Origin of the sequence: Pseudoalteromonas sp. T1lg76, from assembly GCF_002964725.1 — a bacterium.
In the GTDB taxonomy this organism is placed as follows: Bacteria; Pseudomonadota; Gammaproteobacteria; order Enterobacterales; family Alteromonadaceae; genus Pseudoalteromonas.
On sequence record NZ_PQCE01000011.1, the window covers coordinates 25,129 to 42,762 of the forward strand.

A 17,634-nucleotide genomic window follows, 5' to 3' on the forward strand; every position below is an offset into this window, starting at 1 on the left:
CAGCCCCTTAAAACTCAACCGCGTTTTTAATCGCCTCGAATACCTTTAAGGCATCTGGGATATATTCTTTTTCTAATGCCAACGGATATGGAGTATCAAGACCACATACACGCGCAATCGGCGACTCCAGGTGTAAGAAACACTCTTGCTGGATGGTGGCAACAATTTCGGCACCAAAACCATTGGTAATAGGCGCTTCGTGGCTGACCACCAAACGGCCGGTCTTCTTCACCGAGTTGGCAACGGTTTCGACATCCCAAGGCAAGATGCTGCGAAGGTCGATTAGTTCAACGCTAATGCCCTGCTCTTTGGCTTTCTCGGCAGCAGCACTGATGATTTCCATCTGTGCACCCCAGGCCAGCACGGTTACGTCTTTACCTTCTTGCACAACCTCGGCCTTGCCAAGTTCGATGCTGTAATCCTCTTCCGGTACTTCACCTACCGAAGCACGGTATAGGCGCTTAGGCTCAAAGAAGATCACTGGGTTATCGTCTTTAATGGCCGCACGCAGTAGGCCCTTGGCCTGATACGGGTCGCGTGGCACAACGATTTTCAGACCCGGAGTATGGGCAAAATACGCTTCAGGTGATTGCGAGTGGTACAAACCACCGGCAATACCACCGCCGTACGGAGTACGTATGGTCAGGTTACCCACATTAAATTCATTACCGCTGCGGTAGCGGAACTTAGCCGACTCGTTAACGATTTGGTCAAAGGCCGGGAAGATATAATCGGCAAATTGAATTTCGGCAATGGCCGGCGCACCGAATGCGGCCAAACCATTGGCAAAACCGGCAATACCCTGCTCGGTTAGCGGTGTGTTGAAAACACGGTGCTTACCGTATTTTTCCTGCAGGCCAGAAGTGGCGCGGAACACACCGCCGAAATAACCCACGTCTTCACCAAAAATACAGGCGTGGTCATTCTCGGCCATGGTGATATCCAGGGCTGAGTTAATGGCATGGAGCATATTCATTGTTTTCATTATTTGATTCTCCCTGCTGTAATTGGGTAAGCGTCCGGGTACTTCTTAATATGAGATTTTAATTGCTCATATTGCGCCTGCAGGCTTGGAATTGGCGTGTCATACACATCGCTGATCAAATCTTCAAGCGGTGGCTTAGCTACTTTCTCTGCAACCTTAAGGGCATCAAGAATCTGCTCACGTACCTGCTCTTTCACCTGCTCGTCTTCTTGCTCGTTTAACCAACCCTGAGCCACAAGCCAGGTACGGAAACGGGCCACCGGGCAATTTTCGCGGTAGCTTGCTTCTTCATCTTTCGAGCGGTAACCACTTGGATCATCCGACGTTGAGTGTGCACCCAAACGATACGCCAAAGACTCGATAAGCACAGGCTCACCGGTTTTAGTGGCGTGATCGCGCGCCGCTTTAGTCGCTGCATACACGGCAAGGGCATCACCACCGTCAACACGAATGGTTTTAATGCCATAACCGACACCGCGTGAGGCAATACCGTCACCGGCAAATTGCTCTTCCGCAGGCGTAGAAATCGCATAGCCATTGTTACGGGCGAAGAAGATCACCGGTGCTTTATGTACCGCCGCCATGTTCAGACCGGCGTGGAAGTCGCCCTCTGAGGCCGCACCTTCACCAAAGTAACAAATGGTGATGTTATCGATTTCGCTATCAAGCTCGCCACTTTGCTTATTGATATGCTTAATTTTCTGGCCGTAAGCATAACCGCTCGCTTGCGGAATTTGTGTGCCCAGCGGCGAAGAGATGGTCATATAGTTCAGTTCATTTGAACCATAGTGGATAGGCATCTGACGGCCCTTACCCAGGTCCAGCTCGTTAGAGAACATCTGGTTCATAAACTGTTCTAGGGTAAAACCACGGTAACGCAGCGCCGCTTGCTCGCGGTATTGCGCCATGATCATGTCGTTATCATCCAAAGCCGCAGCACTGGCGGTAACCGCCGCTTCTTCACCTAGACACTGCATATAGAAGCTAACACGACCTTGACGTTGTGCCGCTTGCATACGCTCATCCAGGGCGCGGATAAAGCGCATGGTGTCATAAATTTTTAGTGCCGTATCTTGATCGATTTCAGGCACGGTGGCGCCTTCGCTTACAGTACCTTGTTCATTAAGGACACGGTAAGTGGGTATATTAAGCGCGTGGCTGTCAATGAACGCTAGTTCGTGACTGATATTCAACGAAACGTTATTGGGGTTAGTCATAACCTTCCCTTCTCTTGTTGTCATGTCACTAGGCACAGGTTTGTTATTGTGGCTTCTGCGTGGGCGAAAAATTGAAATAAACAATTCAACCGCAGTGAATATGCAGAATAATATTTCTACACATGGTGCCTAGTTTAAATTATGCTGCCGCCACTTTACGTCAACGTAAAGGCTTATTCAACTAATCATAGTCGAATAATTGCATCATTCATAACATGGGGTTGGCAAGTTCGGTGTACGCCTCATAACACACTGTAATAGTTGGATATTATGAGGCGAAGTGGTCAGATCAGATAAATTCGTCGGACAATTCGGTGGGGATAACGGTCAGCAAAGCACGCTGCCCCATGGCCACCTTAGCGTTAGGGAAAATAATGGCTTCTCCCTCAACTTCGGCGCGTATTTCTTCACCACCGTCGTGGCCAAGTAACTCACCTTTAGCAAAGCCCGTGAAGTTAGGCACATCGTCAGAAAAGGTGAAGGAGAAGTCTTCATGATGGCGATTAATGGTGCGATACACAGAGAATAGCTCAACGTCTTCTGCGCGCAGTGGCGGATAGCTCACCTCATTTTGGCTGATCAAGTTCGCCAAGGTCACCTTGGTCTTTTCAAAGCGGGCCATATCGTTTTCACCAAATGGGCGCACCTTACCCAATTCAATGGTAAAGGCATCGGCACCAAAGTGACGCGATGAGAAATAGCTAAAGGTAGAGGCTGGCTCGGCCATCAGCAATACTGTTTGTACGCCACAGCTTAGTAAGAACTGCAGCTGTTCGCGCTTGTGCGGTTTGCCGTGTAAATAGGGGTAAACGGCAAACTTTTCATTTTTTGAGTCGCGAATAGCGGTATGCAGGTCATAATGGGCGCGATAACGGCCCTCGCCTGGCGCTGTAAAAAACCCTTCCACATATTCTTCGAGCTTTTTCGCACGCTCACGCTCTGGGTTGGTTTCCTCGCCAACACTGTGTTTGCCACAAAACAGGCGGTTAAGGTTTTCATCAACAAAACGCTCGCCAATATTAATGGACTTGGGATTGCCAAAGATAAACATTACGCGATGAGTCAATTCCAAGGTACCGTCAATAATGGCGCGGATCAGCTGATCGCAGATTTCAATGGGCGCGGTTTCGTTGCCGTGCACGGCGCTGGAGAAGATAAAATCCTTGTGGCCATAGTCCTTCGGCTCGAATTGGATCACCCCAGTGTCAAGGACCTTTACATGAGTGCCATTATCAAGAGTGAACTGCTCTGGCGCCAAAGTGAATTCATTTTCTCGGGTAATGCCGAGGAAGTCGCCACTTTGCTGAAGACGTTGTAAATACATAATACACCTTCTCGATGTGCTGCCACCGCCTGGTGGCAAAGTTTAGATAGCAAAAAGCCAGTCAAACGACTGGCTTTATATAAAAATTGGGATTAAGCAATGCTGGCGTTAACCAGCTCAACGGCCGCTTGTTCTAATTGCGCCAAATGCTGCTCACCCTTAAAGGATTCAAAGTAGATTTTATAGATATCTTCGGTGCCCGAAGGTCGCGCCGCAAACCAACCGTTTTCGGTGACCACCTTAAGGCCACCGATAGCGGCATGATTGCCCGGCGCTTCGGTCAACTTAGCGATGATAAGTTCGCCAGCCAACTCGGTGGCCTTGATATCATCCCCACTAAGTTCTTTAAGTTTTTGTTTTTGCTCAGAATTTGCAGGAGCATCGATGCGTTTGTAAAGCGGCTCACCAAACTTGGCGACCAAGTCGCGATAATACTGCGACGGCGATTTGCCGGTTACCGCCAAGATCTCAGCGGCCAACAGGCCCATGATAAAGCCGTCTTTATCCGTACACCACACCGAGCCGTCGATGCGTAAAAACGCCGCGCCGGCACTTTCTTCACCGCCAAAACATAAAGCACTGCTGTGCAGACCCTCTACAAACCATTTCATGCCCACCGGCACTTCAACCAGCTCTTTGCCATGGCTGGCCACCACCTTGTCGATTATGGCACTTGATACCAGGGTTTTACCCACTTTAACGTCTGCCGGCCAATCACGGTGCGTTAACAGGTAGTCGATAGCCACCGCCAGGAAGTGGTTAGGGTTCATCAAACCATCTTTGGTCACTATGCCGTGACGGTCATAGTCCGGATCGTTGCCTATACCGATATCGAATTTATCTTTAAGGCCGATAAGATTGGTCATGGCGTAAGGTGACGAGCAATCCATACGGATTTTGCCGTCCTTGTCTTGCGGCATAAAGGCAAAACGCGGGTCAACTACATCGTTCACTACGGTCAGGTTCAGACCATAGTGTTTGGCGATTAGCGGCCAGTAATTGATACCCGAGCCACCCAGCGGGTCAATGCCTAAGCTAATGCCAGATTTGGCGATAGCCTGCATGTCCACAACGTTGACAAGATCTTCGACATACGGGGTTTGCAGGTCCACATACTTGATAAAACCGGAACGCACCGCCTTTACATAAGGAAACAGCTCGACTTCAACCAGGTCTTCCGCCAGCAGTTGATTCGCTCTGTCTTCAATCCATTTGGTGATTTCTGTGTCCGCCGGGCCGCCGTTAGGCGGGTTGTATTTAAAGCCACCATCCTCAGGAGGATTGTGTGACGGCGTCACCACTATGCCATCGGCTAATTCGCTTGGGTGCGCATTGTTATGGCTGACCACGGCGTGGCTTATCACCGGCGTTGGCGTGTAGTCTTCCCCTTCCTGGGTAATAATCTGCACTTCATTGGCAACCAAGACCTCAATGGCGGAATTAAACGCCGCCTCTGACAAGGCATGGGTGTCTTTGCCTAGGAACAAGGGACCAAAGATATTGTTTTGTTTACGGTAATCGCAAATAGCCTGGGTAATGGCGAGAATATGCGATTCATTAAACTGGGTATTTAAGGAGCAGCCACGATGGCCCGAGGTACCAAATGCCACACGCTGTTCAGGGTATTGCTCAACATCGGGCTCGTGCAAATAATACGCACTCATCAGTTTAGGCACATTAATTAGCTCTGACTGAGGAGCGGTTTTTCCAGCGTTTGGGTGAACGGCCATGCTTGGTTCCTTATAGATAGTCGCGAATGATTTCAGCTTGTTCTTTGCTATAACCTAGTTCCAACGCCACTTCATGCAGCATCATTTTCTTGCGCGTGGTGTTGGAGTTGGTCATGACCCAGTAGGGGCTGTCGTCTATATTCTTTGGATTCAGGCTGCTGCCGCTGGCTTGGAGCTCTTCTTTGCTGGTAGCAAAGTAGCGACGATCACGACCCTTGATATTCAAAACACGCTCAAAGGTGCCCTTATGACTGCGATGAAACGCTGCCAGAATAAATAAGAAGCGACCCACCACACCTTTTTGCATCGCCAGCTCTTCTTTATTCAGAATATCGAATACAGAGCCCTGATCACTGGCCTGCTCTTTTGCTGGTGCACTTGGTGCAGGTGAGGCTGTTTCGGTCGTTGCCATAGATGGCTTGTCTGTCGAGGCAACTGGCGTTGCGGGCGCTGGGACCGAGTCGGCACCGGCATTGTGCAGATTCAATAAACGACGCAAAATAGTGGAGGCACTCTCGCCAATACTTTGGGTGTTACTGGCGATATATTGATATAGCTCGTCGTCTATTTCTATTTTTTTCATGATATTCCTGTCATTACTGCCGTGTCTTTCACGCATGGCAGAATTATACCCAAGTTAAGTGAATAAGCTAGGGCATACAGATCATCATATCGGCATTATCATGCCTGTTGAATCACCATCAAGGTTGCAAAAAGGCCCTTAGCTCGGGCACAATTCCTGCGTTTTTCTAACCCCAAATTGGCATATCTATGTTACTTAATTATGAACAAAGCGGATTAAGTGCCACACAGGCACCGAGCGTTATCGTTATCCATGGCCTGTTTGGCTCACTCGACAATTTAAAGGTGGTTGCCCGGGCACTGGGTGAACACTTTCATGTAGTTAATGTGGATGTGCGCAACCACGGCCGTTCATTCCATAGCAAGGATATGAATTATCCGGCCATGGCCGATGACATTATCGCCCTGCTCGCACACCTGGGCATTGAAAAAGCGCATTTGGTTGGCCACTCCATGGGCGGTAAAGTCGCCATGCAGGTCGCGCTCACTAAACCCGAATGCGTTGATAAGCTTGTGGTTTTAGACATTGCGCCGGTTGCCTATCACTCCCGTCATGACGCCATCTTTAAAGCATTACAGGCGGTGGCCAACAGCGCCGTACACTCGCGCAGTGAAGCCGATGTACTGATGAGCGAATATATAGATGCCATGGGCGTGCGCCAGTTTTTGGCCAAGAGTTTAAGTAAAACAGACGCCGGGACGCTGAACTGGCAATTTAACCTGCCAGTTCTCAGTGCAGAATACCCACAAATCCTCGGAACTCCAGTTGCAAATGATTCTTGTTTGTGCGATACACTCTTTATCAAGGGCGGTGACTCCGATTATATCGAAGCCGCGCACCGCGATGAGATTATGCGCTTGTTTCCCAAGGCCAAGGCCAAGGTGATTCAAGGTGCTGGGCACTGGTTGCACGCGGAAAAACCGGTGGCGGTTAATAAGTCCATAGTTGATTTTTTAACTCGTTAATCCATATCAATAAATTAAAGTGCTAAAGGCACTATACTGATGTGAGTCGAAACGCGCATTATGCCTAAATTATTCATTTTTTATGTGCTACAATGCGCGCCGTTTTCCAAATAGGTAGCAGTAAATGGTCGACCAATTTATAAATGGACTGGATACCCTTGGGTTATATTTTGGCCTTGCTGGCATCTTCTTCTTTATCGGCATGGCTATTCAAGACGTTTTGAAAAAAGGCAATGTGCCTAAATTTGGCCGCTACGTGGTATGGCTTGTATTATTTTTAGGCTGTTCCGGCTTTATCGCTAAGGGCCTGATCCAGGTGTTTTGGCAAGGAGCAGGTGTGGGTTAACCATGGCCAAGTCAGAGCTAGATAGAACGACACTTGATTTATTCGAGTACGAGCGACGTCCGGGTCGTCCGAAAACAAACCCGCTCCCACGGGAGTTACAGTTAAAAGTAAATAAGCGAAATCAGCTTAAGCGCGATAAAGCGCGAGGCTTAAAACGCGTCGAATTTAAAGTTTCATCACAGCTGTATCAAGCACTAAACGATATGGCGGATGCGCAAAATATTAGCCGCAGTGCGTTGATTGAAACCATTTTGCAAGAACGATTGGCTATAGATACATAAAAGGTTATTTATTCATGGCAAGTGTAGGTATATTTTTTGGTAGCGACACGGGTAACACTGAACACGTAGCAAAAATGATCCAAAAAGAGCTCGGCAAGAAATTGGTCGCCGTGCACGATATCGCAAAAAGTAGTAAAGAAGAGATCGCAGAGTTTGACCTGCTGCTATTTGGTATCCCTACTTGGTACTATGGTGAAGCTAGTGTGACTGGGATGACTTTTTCCCTGAACTAGAAGCCATCGACTTTGAAGGTAAACTTTGCGCCATCTTCGGTTGTGGTGATCAGGAAGACTATGCCGAGTACTTCCTTGACGCCATGGGCATGATCAACGACATCATCACCGAGCGTGGTGCCATCGTTGTCGGTCACTGGTCTACCGAAGGTTATGACTTCGAAGCGTCAAAAGGCATGATTGATGACAACCACTTTGTGGGCCTGGGTATCGACGAAGACCGCCAGCCAGAGCTTACCGAGCAACGCGTGAAGCAGTGGTGCGCACAAATTCATGAAGAAATGTGCCTGGCCGAATTAGCTGACTAAGTCTTTGCTGGGCAAGTTTAACTTGGCTTTACACTTGCCCTCGAAGCACGTTATTGTTAATTTTTAAATGCGTCGCGCGCACCAAGGCAAAGTCCGCCTCAGGTGCACAAAAAAGAATCATAATTGAGAACAAGTTGAATGACTGATCATAACCTAGAGCTCAAAAAAGCAGGCCTCAAGGTCACGCTTCCGCGGATTAAAATTTTGGAGATCCTCCAATGCCCTGATAACCAACATATCAGCGCCGAGGATGTCTATAAAATCCTGCTCGATAACAGTGAAGAAATCGGTCTGGCAACTGTGTATCGCGTCCTAAACCAGTTTGACGATGCCGGCATCGTTACCCGCCACCACTTTGAAGGCGGCAAATCAGTGTTTGAACTTGCCGGCTCGACCCACCACGATCACCTGGTGTGTTTAAAATGTGGTCGCGTAATCGAATTCGAAGACGAGATGATCGAACAGCGTCAGCTTGAAATCGCCCACAGCAATGGCATTAAATTGACCAACCACTCACTTTACCTGTATGGCGAATGTGTGGACACGGATGCCTGTAAGCAATACGCGTTAGAAAACGGCTAAACGCCCTTTTCACTCACATTAAGCCTGCCCAACGCAGGCTTTTTTGTGCCTGCTTTTAAGATGTTGATAATGCGGCATTAAGGTGTTTTGCGAGGGTTACGGTTATTTCCAACCCTGAAGCCATTGCTCTTGGCTTTTCAATTCAGTCCAGTCTATTAAATACTCGTTCTTGGACAGAACCGCTTCCAATTTACAGGAAATCACAGAACCCTCCTCGTCGAACTCAATTTCTGATACTAAGAAATGCTTTTCTCGATTCATCGGCTTAACTGCTGTCCACTTACTATGGTGTAATTTAGCCGGGTTAATGCGATTCATGCCCACTCCATAACATTGTGACTGTATTTGCAAACAACGTGTTTTACGAAGGTCTTAAGAATAAAGTTCAGTAATTGAGGACACAGAAAGTTAAAGTTAAAAGGCGCGATATTTTTCACGTCTTTTTCAGCGCCAATAACAACATAAACTGCATCCTTTATCACCGTTCCAAACGGGTATAAAGCGCTGCCATTTGTGACACACTCAAGGAGTTTCTACACGTACAGGCAACCGCATCAAAAGAGCAAGCCCAGCCACCGCAGAGAAAACGGATGCGAGGAAGATTCCCAGCTTAGCACTGTCAATCAGGCTCTTATCGAAAGCTATGTTCGCAATGAACAGCGCCATGGTGAAGCCGATCCCGGCGAGCAGGCTCCCCCCGGCCAATACCCTCCAGCTAAGTTCAGGCGGGCGAATGGCGATGTGCAAACGTATAGCCAGCCAACAGAACAACAGGATACCAATAGGCTTACCAAGCACGAAGCCTAGGAAAATCGCCACTGCGAGCAAGCTTTCTACTTCGCTGAACGTGAGTGGCAATCCAGAGTTCGCAAATGCGAACAGGGGCATGATGAAAAAACCAACCCAGGGATGTAGCGCCATCTCCAGACGCTCCACTGGAGATAGCGTTTCACGCACGGCAATTTCGGCCATCTGTAATGTTTGTCGATCCTTGGTATCGCCGCTGCTTTCACTGCTTGCTGGATGCGCAATAACCTGACCCAATATCGCGTACAACCGCTTATCGCTGACCCATCGACGCGCCGGCGTCATCAGGCCGAGCATCACGCCTGTGATGGTAGCGTGGATCCCGGATGCATCCACGGCAAGCCAGATAACCAGGCCCACGAGAAAGTACAGAGGAAAACCACGAAAACCGAGCATTGCAATTGCGCGGATACTCACTAGGCCAAGCGCAGCCATCACCAAGGGCCACCAGGCAATATCACTGCTGTAGCCGATTGCGACGACCAGTATGGCGCCGATATCGTCAACAATCGCTAACGACAGCATAAACACCCTTAAGCTTTGAGGAACGCGTGAGCCAAGCAGGGCGAGGCAACCGATAACAAACGCTGTGTCAGTTGCCATGACAGTGCCCCATCCATGCTGGCCGGGTTGTCCTGATTGCAGTGCCAGATAGATCGCAGCGGGAACGATCATACCGCCCAGCGCAGCGACTATGGATAACGCGGCCATGCGGGGCTTGCTCAACTCGCCGAGAACCAACTCCCGCTTAAGTTCCAATGCGACAAGAAAGAAAAACAGCGTCATCAGGCCATCATTGATCCATTCCCGCAGTGAACGGGCAAACTCGAATGAACCAAGCTGAAGACCTATCTGTGTCTCCCATACGTGTTCGAACGAGTCAGCCCACGGTGAGTTGGATACAATGAGTGCGGCAACAGTGAAAAATAGAAGAATGGCCCCACCCGCTGACTCAATACGCAAGAAGCGCGCAAAGGGGTTGGTCAGCCGATCAGCAAATTCCTTCGGTAATCGGGTGACTCCTGAATTGTCTTGCTTACCTGTACCCATAAGAAGTCGTTCCGACTGTCAAGGGCCAACGCCGAGGTTCAGAGGCGATCTGCCCTTGTGAAAGTAAGGATGCGCAGCGGGTCAAACTTCGCCTGCAAGCACTTAATATATTTCGTTTTCTACGATACGCTCAAAGCGGAAATAGGCAAATTTCTGCACCCTTTGGGCCGGGGTGATATGCTCCTCTATTCGCTCCTCAAGCAGCCTGAACTCCGGCCCAAGCTCGGCTATCAGCTTTGCAGCATCATATTGAACTATAGGCAATCCGCTGCATTTTTCAGGGCCACCGATTGCAAAAGCAGCAATAATTAGATGACCGCCCAGGCGCAGCGCTTTTTTCAACGCCCCCACGTAACGCTGACGCTCTGCAGCGTCCGTTAAGAAGTGGAACACCGCCCGGTCGTGCCAAAGTGCAACCTGACTATCCGGCGAGAAAGCGGTAACGTCAGACTCAAACCAATTGACCGCGCCGGCTTTTTCTCCCAGACGCTTTGCCGATTTAGCCAATGCCGCACCGGATATATCCAGTACGGTAAGATTTGTGTACCCCTGATCAAGCAGTTGATCGACCAGCACCGACGCTCCCCCACCTACGTCTATGATCGGAGCAGAGAGTTCGAGATGACTGTTGGCTATGAGCTCAAGGGAGAGGACCGGCTTTGCTTGAAACCAGCTGACTTCAGTCGCTTCTTTGTGCTCATAGACGTTTTGCCAATGAGCCTTTCTATCAAACTCTTGCACTTACCCCTCCAGAATGAAATTGGTCTTCCCCATCAAAAGTAGCACAGGCTCGCTGTTTGGCGTCCTTTGGTTTCGGCACCTGTTATGTGCACTTTTAATATGACTTTGGTTCATATGAGTTAGGCTCGGGAAGCAAAGGGGGGGTTGAATCAACATAAGTTAAAAATGATTGCCACAAAACAGCCGTTCTTTGATGAGTTAATTCTAATTTGCAACCCAGTCCCATAGCAGTCCTTATGGTGCCATCACGCCAAGTGTCATAAACTGCTCCACAATGTGCTTCGCGATAACTCAACCAGGCGTCCTGGCCTTTTTGAATTGCTGTTGCTGATACATTGTCTTGTGCATATCTCTCTAGACTCTTCGCCAAGTACTTAGCCATTGCCTTCTCAGCCGCCACCAGAGCTTTATGCATACACTGGTTAATCGCGAGTGTCGTCCACGCTTTTTCACAGTCTACTGCTTCCTCAGCGAAAGCGAACAAAGGGATAAAAAGTAACAGGGGCACTAATTGTTTCATTGCTTCTCCATGTGCGTATAACGCCTTGCTATGGGGCGAGTATTGGCTTGCCATACTTGGTGAAAAACGAACCCGAGCAAACCAGTACGAGTCCCATCCACAAACAGCTTGTTATATAGCGTTTGAATGTACAATTATATCTGGAGATTCTTGGTTAAGTTCTTCTATATAATCCTTAAAATGCTCATGCTCAAAATCGACTCCTTTTTCTTCGATTTCTTGAGCCATTTTATTTATAAATGAAGCTATCGTTCTTAATGTTTCAGGGTTTGAGCTTATTGTGACTTCAGATAATTCTAATAGCTCATTTTGATTTGCTTTCGCATATCCATAAATTTTCATCAATGCTTCCTAGCTATATAACGCTTGCCGTAAACGGCACAAAATAGCAGGCTAAAATTAGCGACGAAGGAGCACAAGCCTGCTGTTTTGTGTCCTTTGTTAAACTGCCTTGCTATATGCCAACTACTCGCGGATACCGATGGTTTGTTTACCGCTTTCCTTATACAACACTATATCTGTAGTTTTGACTGAGAAAAGTACCTGAACTTCTTCTGCTGAGGAAACGGCTGGCAAATATGGTGATAACAATTCTATTGTTTTCGACTGACCATGAACAAACCCATGAGTTTGACCTAGCTTGAATTTGTTTTCTTGCTCTTGTTTTAGCACGAAATAGAAAGCAATAGAGCAAAATAGAATTCCAACAAAACAACCAATAATGAAATTTTTCACGCCATCCCCCTTGGCATATAACGCCCGGCTCACCGGGTAACTTTGTGATGGCGACTTTTGTGCGTTTTCATGCACAAAAGATGACAGCGGAAATTTTTCCGGTGCAGCCGATTGTTAAGTGCGCTAACGCTCAGAATCAACGTTAAACCAAGGCCTCCATATTCCGATCAACCGATCCTCCGTATAAAACCGCTCAGCAATAGCATTTTGCGAGAAGTTAGTAGAATAGGAAAAGCCTAGCTTTATATTGATGATATCTAGTGGCGCCTGATGGGCTTTGAACGTGTGCTCTATTCCATAGCGAACCTGGCACGATGTCGTTACGGGCCTTTGCTTTCTATTATTTCGGGGGATATTGTGTAGACGCCCAGCCGAGCCTCTCTTTAAATGCAAAGAAAAGCGCTTTTTGATATTGGTGCTCTTGCCCACATACAGACAGGGGTACTTGAGTTCAGCCGGCCACCAGTCCATTAACTCCACGTCAACAAATCGTCCTCCCGGACCTTTCAGTGAAATATGTCGGTTAGCCCCCATAAGTTCTGATTTATCCCCAATCCACCAGAACGCATAGACTCCAGCGTCCTCTGGGAGGTGAATACGGTTCCCCTTACATATATCAGAAATTTTTATAATCGAATCTTCAGTGTGCATGATCTTCCTTTGCACTTAACACCGTTGTAACCGGCTAATAATAGTTGGCTAAAATTGTGAGGCACGAACAAAGCCAACTGTTATTTGTCCGCACTTTTAATTTGTTTTGTTAGAAAGCCTGCATCCTATACTCAAGGCTTTTATTTCTGAGTCGAAAAGATACAACTCGACTATATTCGTCATAACTTACGACCTGATTCATAGTCTTGCTTTTAAAATAGTCACCAATCTCATTAGCTGAAATATCTCTAGAAAATAAGACTGTGTGACTAACTGAGCTTTCCTTACACGCTGGTAGGTCAGAGTCACTCCTGCACCTATCATCTAAAGTTGGCATTAAGACAGAAACAGAGTAAAAATTATTAGCTTGTTTGCCAGCATCTAAATAGACTCTTGTGCTTACAGTAGCAACCATACAACCAGAGCCAATATAGTGTTTATGAGAACGGCCTGAAATAGAACTTTGTCCAACCCTAAGACTTTCTCCACTATCTGTCGAAATTGGAAAAGACTGATAATACTCGTGAGCGCATTGTTCCAGTTTAGAGTTTGATATTTCTGACGTAGGTAAATACCCCCAATCCCAAACGGGGTCAGGCTCTTTCTTTCCACAACCAAATAAAAAAAACAAAGCTAAAAGGTAACTCAAATTCTTCATAGGCTTTCTAACGCCGCCAGCAGCGGCCGAGTGAAACGAGGTCAAGCCCCAACTTGTTGGGGCGTTGCTGACTGGCCTTGTTAGGCATTTGCCTGCTTACTGCTGCGAACCAAAAAGTAAAAGCACACAGCCAATAACAGATAACGTGGCAGCGTTGTAACTATGTTAAAGAGCATCTGTGGCTGTGATTGTGCAACAAAATAAAGCTGCAATAACACCAGAGGCGCGAGCAACAACGCGTAAAAAGTAAAGTCTGGCTTTCTGATTACCAACTTACTGGCGAAAGCCACCACAAAAAATGCTGCTGCCAACGGTACTGCGATAGTGAATAAGTCGACCAGCATAAACGCAAGGAGGCTTGATACTTGTGCAACCGGTTTTAAAATGTGAGCCGGTATTGCTACTGCAGCACCAATGCCTGCAATAGCAATCGACGCATAAGCTAGGGCAACACCTAAAATTACGGCAATTACTCGATTTTTGATTTGATCCATCTACTTTCTCCTTGTTTTGCCTAACGCCGCATTAAGTGGTGAACAACGCCACCACCCAACCTAAGCCATTGTGCCGTAAACACTTAAGCTGATTCAAACTAAAAATGCCAAGCGTTGTGAATCCGCCTTGAACGCTTTGTTAGGCAAATTTTCTTGCTCCAGTTATCTTCTCGATGGTTCGTGCCCTTCATACATTGGCAAGTTTATTTCTAGTTCTTCCCAGTTCCCTTTTGATGTGCTGAAGTTATGCGAGATTGGTCGTTCAACTATATCACTGTCGATTACACCTAAACGGATTCTAAGCTTCTCCGGCTTAGCTGAGTTTGAACTATAGATTGGCGCACCGCATGTCGAACAAAAGTATTTACGTTTCCCTTCACTACTTTCGTAATACGTAAGAGTACCTTTCGCGTCATTAAGGTGGAGATCTGGCTTATTTACATATCCATTCGTTGCAAAAGCACTGCCACTCGCTTTTCGACATAGTGAGCAATGACAATAAATAGGATCTGTAATTCCACCATGTAACTCGAACTGAATAAAGCCACACAAACAACTTCCTTTGTACATTTCGCCTCCGTGGGATGTAAATATTTGCCTACCGCCTAGCTCAGCGGCGCGCCTTTGGCGCGTCCGCTGGAGCTATTTGTTAGTGTTTTGCTCTCTAAAAAATCACCCGCCAAATCAAGTACGGAACGGATTTTAGAGACGTCATCGTTAAGCTGGACAAACCATCGTTCGTAAACGTCGCCACACTCAGCAAACATCTTTCTTAGTGCGTCATTTTCAGCTTCCATGACTATCTCATGCACATACTGGGCATCGTGATTATGGGCTTCTGCGTAAAATGACTGCACCTTTGCGTTTGAAAAAACGCGATTGGACTTTTCAACCAGCTCCGAAGACAGTTCCGCTAATTCATTAGATAGCACCATTGGATTATCTTGAGATGCGTCTCCGATTTTCTTTACCGCATCTGTAAAAGGAGACGGATCATCATCATGAATTTCCAGAAAATCCGCATTATCTACAATCGACTTATCAATTTCTTTTTTTAGATTCAATAGTTGGCCGTATACCTCAACTCTTTTTGCAAACAGCCCCTGATAAATTTCTTTTGAAATTGTGGTGTATGTTTCGTATTTCAAAAACTCTGATTGCAGCTGAGCCTTAATTCGTTCAATGTCCGCGGTGTACTGGTTTTTCAGCGCTTCAATTTCTCTGGTGCCGGTATCTTTTACGTACTGGAGCTCTTTGTTGCTTTCTGATTTAAATGATTCAAGTTGCAATTTATGTTCCGCCAGTTCGCCTTCTACAATCCTCTTGGTGCTTATGTGAGCAAGCCAACCGACCATCGCAACGAGTACAACAGATACTCCGCCAAATGGAAGTAGCACTAATTTTACGATTTCATCAATTTCCATCGACGGTTCCTTTCCAACACCCAACAGCTTATTAGTGCGAATTCCCGGTTAAGGAAGTTATCCACAACCTCAACCTTGCCCACCAATAAACTTTTTTATTCAGTAATAGCAATAAGTTATCAGGTGTTTTGTTAACACGCAATCTAGAAACGAACCAGAAAAAACGAGCCTTCACTTATTCGAGCCTTGCGTGGCTCCCTATGTACTTTATTTTTGCCAATTAAAATCAGCAATCTATCTCTTATTACCACATAATCGAGCCGTTTTTGTGTATTACATAGCGTGCCAAAACGACATAATTGACACGTTTTTACTTATCCGTGTTTTTGAGGATATGGGATGAAGGTCTTTTTCTGACACCGAGCCGAGCATATGTTCGCCCCGGTGTCAGAATCGGGAATAAAGGATATGGCTGCGCAATACTAAAGCGCTTTAACCGCCATAGAGCTCGCTTAAATAGGCTTTGGCGGCCTCATGCCAGCTAAAGCGACATTCTCTGGCATTTGCGCATAGCTGTTGCCAATCCTGGGGCTGATCTTTGTGCATGTCCAGAGCGCGAGTAAGGCACGCCAGTAGTTGCTCACCTTGCTCTGTTGGGCTGTCGCCATTAAATACAAAGCCGCTCTCTCCTTCTTTGACCGTGTCCTTTAAGCCACCAACACCGTGCACCAGACAAGGAGTACCGCTGCGCAGGGCCAGCATCTGGCTGATACCACAGGGCTCAAACGAGCTGGGCATAAAGAAGAGCTCACACAGCTCATAGATAGCATCACTAAGCGCCAGGGAAAAGCCGTTGATAAAAAGGAAATTATCATGTCTGGCCATGGCTTGAGTCAGGAGCTGCTCATAATAAGAGTCGCCAGAGCCGAGCATAATAAAATGCTTTTGTTCTTTGGCTAGTTCATCGAGCACCGCATCGATAACTAAAGTTCCATCTGACGATGCCATAGGCTTCGCCAAGCGCTGCGCTAACAAGGCGACCTTTTGCGACGTCACCCGTCCCACCGAACCAAGCCAGGGTTTGATTTGCAACTGCTGCCATTGCTGCATGCGCACATGGGCTATATAGTGGCCGCTGCTCAGCTGTGGCAGCTTGGCCATGGCCGTAAACAGCGCCTGCTGCGTTAATGGCCAAAGCGCCTTATGCGGATAAGAAGCGGCTTCTTGTTCATAATCGCAGCCGTTTAATATGCCAACCAAACGACCTTGTTGATGGGCCTTTTGCAACTCACCCTCTAAGCCCTCACCGCCGATAAAGCCCCGCTCTGGATCGCTCGGTTGCAATACTTCCTCAACATAAGTTGGCGACACCAGGTGAATTTTATCGCACAAAGTAATGGCCGCACGCATCGGGTTATAGCAATGCTGATAGTGAGGATCGCAGATTTGCTGTCCGTCGTAACCCAACCAAGGAAACCAGGTTTGCAGCGATGACTCATCGCCGCTAAATGGCCTTGTGCCCTGCAGCGCCAGGTTATGCACGGTATAAACGGTGCGCAACCCTTGCAAGCACTCATACTGAGGCGCAAACGCCCTTAGCACCGCCAAGGTGGCGCTGTGCCAGTCATGCAGATGCAGCACATCCAGTTCACCAAAGGCACCCTGCTTTATCGCCTCGGCCACCCCCAAACAAAATAATGCGAACTTGCTGGCATCTGCAGCAAAAGGGCGATTATCCGTGTCATTGTGATACACCTCGGCGCTATTAAGCCAAGGATGACTGAGCACATAGTGAGTGACCCCCTGCGCCACCAGCACCCGATATAAACTTAAGGTCAATTGATGGCCGGCAAAGTTCACCGAGTATTGACCGCAAAGCGTGCGCTCGGCCAGTGTCAGACAGGCGTACTCAGGAAGCACCACCTGCACCGACGTAGCTGATGCACTCGTGATACGAGCCAAGGCTGTTGATACCTCGGCAACCACATCGGCAACGCCGCCCACCTTGGCGCCGCTGATGGCGGCGCTTTCACTACTTACAAATAATACTGCACTCATAA

20 protein-coding genes and 1 pseudogene are annotated in these 17,634 nt (G+C 47.6%); 5 read left to right on the forward strand and 16 right to left on the reverse strand.

Annotated elements, in window-relative coordinates; genetic code table 11:
- Positions 1 to 7: 7 nt before the first annotated feature.
- The 5 genes from C2M35_RS04865 to seqA all read right to left on the reverse strand — a co-directional run bounded on the left by C2M35_RS04865 (position 8) and on the right by seqA (position 5,839).
- Positions 8 to 985 carry an alpha-ketoacid dehydrogenase subunit beta gene (locus C2M35_RS04865; protein ID WP_105189631.1) on the reverse strand — a complete coding sequence of 326 codons (978 nt, stop codon included), beginning with the start codon at positions 983 to 985 and terminating at the stop codon, positions 8 to 10.
- Positions 985 to 2,202: a thiamine pyrophosphate-dependent dehydrogenase E1 component subunit alpha gene (locus C2M35_RS04870; protein ID WP_105199880.1), complete on the reverse strand. Its 1,218-nt coding sequence runs from the start codon at positions 2,200 to 2,202 to the stop codon at positions 985 to 987. The genes C2M35_RS04865 and C2M35_RS04870 overlap by 1 nt, the downstream gene beginning before the upstream one ends.
- 289 nt (positions 2,203 to 2,491) lie before the next feature.
- Complete coding sequence (gene astE / locus C2M35_RS04875) at positions 2,492 to 3,526, reverse strand: succinylglutamate desuccinylase (RefSeq protein ID WP_199774388.1); 1,035 nt, start codon at positions 3,524 to 3,526, stop codon at positions 2,492 to 2,494.
- A 92-nt stretch (positions 3,527 to 3,618) separates the two neighbouring features.
- Complete coding sequence (pgm, locus tag C2M35_RS04880) at positions 3,619 to 5,256, reverse strand: phosphoglucomutase (alpha-D-glucose-1,6-bisphosphate-dependent) (protein WP_105264725.1); 1,638 nt, start codon at positions 5,254 to 5,256, stop codon at positions 3,619 to 3,621.
- Positions 5,257 to 5,266: 10 nt separating this feature from the next.
- Positions 5,267 to 5,839: a replication initiation negative regulator SeqA gene (gene seqA / locus C2M35_RS04885; protein ID WP_105259216.1), complete on the reverse strand. Its 573-nt coding sequence runs from the start codon at positions 5,837 to 5,839 to the stop codon at positions 5,267 to 5,269.
- 188 nt (positions 5,840 to 6,027) lie between these two features.
- On the opposite strand from seqA, the gene C2M35_RS04890 reads away from it, so the two are divergent.
- The 5 genes and pseudogenes from C2M35_RS04890 (at position 6,028) to fur (ending at position 8,554) form a co-directional block, all read left to right on the forward strand.
- Positions 6,028 to 6,804 carry an alpha/beta fold hydrolase gene (locus tag C2M35_RS04890; protein WP_105264726.1) on the forward strand — a complete coding sequence of 259 codons (777 nt, stop codon included), beginning with the start codon at positions 6,028 to 6,030 and terminating at the stop codon, positions 6,802 to 6,804.
- 124 nt (positions 6,805 to 6,928) lie between these two features.
- Positions 6,929 to 7,150, forward strand: a complete 222-nt coding sequence (locus C2M35_RS04895; protein WP_105199876.1) for a DUF2788 domain-containing protein — start codon at positions 6,929 to 6,931, stop codon at positions 7,148 to 7,150.
- A gap of 2 nt (positions 7,151 to 7,152) precedes the next feature.
- A complete protein-coding gene (gene ybfE, locus C2M35_RS04900; protein ID WP_105264727.1) occupies positions 7,153 to 7,431 on the forward strand; it encodes a LexA regulated protein in 279 nt (92 codons plus the stop codon).
- Positions 7,432 to 7,445: 14 nt separating this feature from the next.
- Positions 7,446 to 7,972: pseudogene (fldA, locus tag C2M35_RS04905) on the forward strand (flavodoxin FldA).
- Positions 7,973 to 8,110: 138 nt separating this feature from the next.
- Positions 8,111 to 8,554, forward strand: a complete 444-nt coding sequence (gene fur, locus C2M35_RS04910; RefSeq protein ID WP_105199873.1) for a ferric iron uptake transcriptional regulator — start codon at positions 8,111 to 8,113, stop codon at positions 8,552 to 8,554.
- Between the two features lie 102 nt (positions 8,555 to 8,656).
- Here fur and C2M35_RS04915 read toward each other — a convergent pair whose 3' ends face one another.
- The 11 genes from C2M35_RS04915 to C2M35_RS04970 form a co-directional block, all read right to left on the reverse strand.
- Entirely contained in the window at positions 8,657 to 8,872 is a 216-nt protein-coding gene (locus C2M35_RS04915; RefSeq protein ID WP_105264728.1) for a TIGR02450 family Trp-rich protein, read from the reverse strand.
- 204 nt (positions 8,873 to 9,076) lie between these two features.
- Positions 9,077 to 10,411, reverse strand: a complete 1,335-nt coding sequence (nhaA, locus tag C2M35_RS04920; RefSeq protein ID WP_105264729.1) for a Na+/H+ antiporter NhaA — start codon at positions 10,409 to 10,411, stop codon at positions 9,077 to 9,079.
- Between the two features lie 102 nt (positions 10,412 to 10,513).
- Positions 10,514 to 11,152 carry a class I SAM-dependent methyltransferase gene (locus C2M35_RS04925; RefSeq protein ID WP_105264730.1) on the reverse strand — a complete coding sequence of 213 codons (639 nt, stop codon included), beginning with the start codon at positions 11,150 to 11,152 and terminating at the stop codon, positions 10,514 to 10,516.
- Positions 11,153 to 11,246: 94 nt separating this feature from the next.
- Positions 11,247 to 11,672: a lysozyme inhibitor LprI family protein gene (locus tag C2M35_RS04930; RefSeq protein ID WP_105264731.1), complete on the reverse strand. Its 426-nt coding sequence runs from the start codon at positions 11,670 to 11,672 to the stop codon at positions 11,247 to 11,249.
- Positions 11,673 to 11,783: 111 nt separating this feature from the next.
- Complete coding sequence (locus C2M35_RS04935) at positions 11,784 to 12,014, reverse strand: Imm32 family immunity protein (protein WP_105259220.1); 231 nt, start codon at positions 12,012 to 12,014, stop codon at positions 11,784 to 11,786.
- A gap of 123 nt (positions 12,015 to 12,137) precedes the next feature.
- The gene (locus tag C2M35_RS04940) at positions 12,138 to 12,407 is read right to left on the reverse strand and encodes a hypothetical protein (RefSeq protein WP_105264732.1); all 270 of its coding nucleotides are present in this window, start codon (positions 12,405 to 12,407) and stop codon (positions 12,138 to 12,140) included.
- 760 nt (positions 12,408 to 13,167) lie between these two features.
- Positions 13,168 to 13,716 carry a hypothetical protein gene (locus C2M35_RS15645; protein WP_158677916.1) on the reverse strand — a complete coding sequence of 183 codons (549 nt, stop codon included), beginning with the start codon at positions 13,714 to 13,716 and terminating at the stop codon, positions 13,168 to 13,170.
- An 80-nt stretch (positions 13,717 to 13,796) separates the two neighbouring features.
- The gene (locus C2M35_RS04955) at positions 13,797 to 14,210 is read right to left on the reverse strand and encodes a hypothetical protein (RefSeq protein ID WP_105264734.1); all 414 of its coding nucleotides are present in this window, start codon (positions 14,208 to 14,210) and stop codon (positions 13,797 to 13,799) included.
- Between the two features lie 162 nt (positions 14,211 to 14,372).
- Positions 14,373 to 14,780 carry a GFA family protein gene (locus C2M35_RS04960; RefSeq protein WP_105264735.1) on the reverse strand — a complete coding sequence of 136 codons (408 nt, stop codon included), beginning with the start codon at positions 14,778 to 14,780 and terminating at the stop codon, positions 14,373 to 14,375.
- Positions 14,781 to 14,815: 35 nt separating this feature from the next.
- A complete protein-coding gene (locus tag C2M35_RS04965; RefSeq protein WP_105264736.1) occupies positions 14,816 to 15,634 on the reverse strand; it encodes a hypothetical protein in 819 nt (272 codons plus the stop codon).
- A gap of 432 nt (positions 15,635 to 16,066) precedes the next feature.
- Positions 16,067 to 17,632, reverse strand: coding sequence for a glycogen synthase (locus tag C2M35_RS04970; RefSeq protein WP_105264737.1), 1,566 nt, complete (start codon positions 17,630 to 17,632; stop codon positions 16,067 to 16,069).
- Positions 17,633 to 17,634: the final 2 nt, after the last annotated feature.

Bases quoted from the DNA above. Each gene is read 5' to 3' on its own strand.
- C2M35_RS04865 (WP_105189631.1), bottom strand. From the start codon at position 985: ATGAAAACAATGAATATGCTCCATGCCATTAACTCAGCCCTGGATATC.
- C2M35_RS04870 (WP_105199880.1), bottom strand. From the start codon at position 2,202: ATGACTAACCCCAATAACGTTTCGTTGAATATCAGTCACGAACTAGCG.
- astE (WP_199774388.1), bottom strand. From the start codon at position 3,526: ATGTATTTACAACGTCTTCAGCAAAGTGGCGACTTCCTCGGCATTACC.
- pgm (WP_105264725.1), bottom strand. From the start codon at position 5,256: ATGGCCGTTCACCCAAACGCTGGAAAAACCGCTCCTCAGTCAGAGCTA.
- seqA (WP_105259216.1), bottom strand. From the start codon at position 5,839: ATGAAAAAAATAGAAATAGACGACGAGCTATATCAATATATCGCCAGT.
- C2M35_RS04890 (WP_105264726.1), top strand. From the start codon at position 6,028: ATGTTACTTAATTATGAACAAAGCGGATTAAGTGCCACACAGGCACCG.
- C2M35_RS04895 (WP_105199876.1), top strand. From the start codon at position 6,929: ATGGTCGACCAATTTATAAATGGACTGGATACCCTTGGGTTATATTTT.
- ybfE (WP_105264727.1), top strand. From the start codon at position 7,153: ATGGCCAAGTCAGAGCTAGATAGAACGACACTTGATTTATTCGAGTAC.
- fur (WP_105199873.1), top strand. From the start codon at position 8,111: ATGACTGATCATAACCTAGAGCTCAAAAAAGCAGGCCTCAAGGTCACG.
- C2M35_RS04915 (WP_105264728.1), bottom strand. From the start codon at position 8,872: ATGAATCGCATTAACCCGGCTAAATTACACCATAGTAAGTGGACAGCA.
- nhaA (WP_105264729.1), bottom strand. From the start codon at position 10,411: ATGGGTACAGGTAAGCAAGACAATTCAGGAGTCACCCGATTACCGAAG.
- C2M35_RS04930 (WP_105264731.1), bottom strand. From the start codon at position 11,672: ATGAAACAATTAGTGCCCCTGTTACTTTTTATCCCTTTGTTCGCTTTC.
- C2M35_RS04935 (WP_105259220.1), bottom strand. From the start codon at position 12,014: ATGAAAATTTATGGATATGCGAAAGCAAATCAAAATGAGCTATTAGAA.
- C2M35_RS15645 (WP_158677916.1), bottom strand. From the start codon at position 13,716: ATGAAGAATTTGAGTTACCTTTTAGCTTTGTTTTTTTTATTTGGTTGT.
- C2M35_RS04955 (WP_105264734.1), bottom strand. From the start codon at position 14,210: ATGGATCAAATCAAAAATCGAGTAATTGCCGTAATTTTAGGTGTTGCC.
- C2M35_RS04960 (WP_105264735.1), bottom strand. From the start codon at position 14,780: ATGTACAAAGGAAGTTGTTTGTGTGGCTTTATTCAGTTCGAGTTACAT.
- C2M35_RS04965 (WP_105264736.1), bottom strand. From the start codon at position 15,634: ATGGAAATTGATGAAATCGTAAAATTAGTGCTACTTCCATTTGGCGGA.
- C2M35_RS04970 (WP_105264737.1), bottom strand. From the start codon at position 17,632: ATGAGTGCAGTATTATTTGTAAGTAGTGAAAGCGCCGCCATCAGCGGC.